Below are 1,765 nucleotides of genomic sequence, written 5' to 3'. Positions count from 1 at the left end.
GGATTAGTGGCGAACGGGTGAGTAACACGTGAGTAACCTGCCCTTGACTCTGGGATAAGCCTGGGAAACTGGGTCTAATACCGGATATGACCTTCCATCGCATGGTGGTTGGTGGAAAGCTTTTGTGGTTTTGGATGGACTCGCGGCCTATCAGCTTGTTGGTGGGGTAATGGCCTACCAAGGCGACGACGGGTAGCCGGCCTGAGAGGGTGACCGGCCACACTGGGACTGAGACACGGCCCAGACTCCTACGGGAGGCAGCAGTGGGGAATATTGCACAATGGGCGGAAGCCTGATGCAGCGACGCCGCGTGAGGGATGACGGCCTTCGGGTTGTAAACCTCTTTCAGTAGGGAAGAAGCGTAAGTGACGGTACCTGCAGAAGAAGCGCCGGCTAACTACGTGCCAGCAGCCGCGGTAATACGTAGGGCGCAAGCGTTATCCGGAATTATTGGGCGTAAAGAGCTCGTAGGCGGTTTGTCGCGTCTGCCGTGAAAGTCCGGGGCTCAACTCCGGATCTGCGGTGGGTACGGGCAGACTAGAGTGATGTAGGGGAGACTGGAATTCCTGGTGTAGCGGTGAAATGCGCAGATATCAGGAGGAACACCGATGGCGAAGGCAGGTCTCTGGGCATTAACTGACGCTGAGGAGCGAAAGCATGGGGAGCGAACAGGATTAGATACCCTGGTAGTCCATGCCGTAAACGTTGGGCACTAGGTGTGGGGGACATTCCACGTTTTCCGCGCCGTAGCTAACGCATTAAGTGCCCCGCCTGGGGAGTACGGCCGCAAGGCTAAAACTCAAAGGAATTGACGGGGGCCCGCACAAGCGGCGGAGCATGCGGATTAATTCGATGCAACGCGAAGAACCTTACCAAGGCTTGACATGAACCGGAAAGGCCTGGAAACAGGTCCCCCACTTGTGGTCGGTTTACAGGTGGTGCATGGTTGTCGTCAGCTCGTGTCGTGAGATGTTGGGTTAAGTCCCGCAACGAGCGCAACCCTCGTTCTATGTTGCCAGCACGTGATGGTGGGGACTCATAGGAGACTGCCGGGGTCAACTCGGAGGAAGGTGGGGACGACGTCAAATCATCATGCCCCTTATGTCTTGGGCTTCACGCATGCTACAATGGCCGGTACAAAGGGTTGCGATACTGTGAGGTGGAGCTAATCCCAAAAAGCCGGTCTCAGTTCGGATTGGGGTCTGCAACTCGACCCCATGAAGTCGGAGTCGCTAGTAATCGCAGATCAGCAACGCTGCGGTGAATACGTTCCCGGGCCTTGTACACACCGCCCGTCAAGTCACGAAAGTTGGTAACACCCGAAGCCGGTGGCCTAACCCCTTGTGGGAGGGAGCTGTCGAAGGTGGGACTGGCGATTGGGACTAAGTCGTAACAAGGTAGCCGTACCGGAAGGTGCGGCTGGATCACCTCCTTTCTAAGGAGCACCTACAACAACCATTACTAACGCATGTTGGTGGTGGGGGTTGTCAGGAGTAAAGGCCCGTTTCACGGACGAGTGTTTCGTGGCGGGTGCTCAAGGGTGGAATATCAACGAATAGGTGCCTGGTGGCACGGACCGTTTGCTAGTACGGACGCTTTCCTTTGTGGGGGTTGTCCTGGAACGTGGTGTGGTTTGTTCTGCTGGGTAGTGTTTGGCACACTGTTGGGTCCTGAGGCAACAGGGCCACGGATGGCTTCCTTCTCTGTCATGGGGTTGGGGGTTGTTGGTGGGTTTGTTTGTTTCTGGTTTCCCTGCCATGACGGT

1 rRNA gene is annotated in these 1,765 nt (G+C 56.4%); it reads left to right on the top strand.

Features of this window, described 5'->3' with window-relative positions:
• A 16S ribosomal RNA gene (locus tag QRN53_RS21690) occupies positions 1–1,435 on the top strand; the annotation flags it as partial.
• Positions 1,436–1,765 lie beyond the last annotated feature (330 nt).

The sequence above is a fragment of the Pseudarthrobacter sp. fls2-241-R2A-127 genome, assembly GCF_030209355.1.
GTDB lineage: Bacteria > Actinomycetota > Actinomycetes > Actinomycetales > Micrococcaceae > Arthrobacter.
Note: the sequence above shows the minus strand (reverse complement) of the source record. Positions and strands in the feature narration are given on the sequence as shown.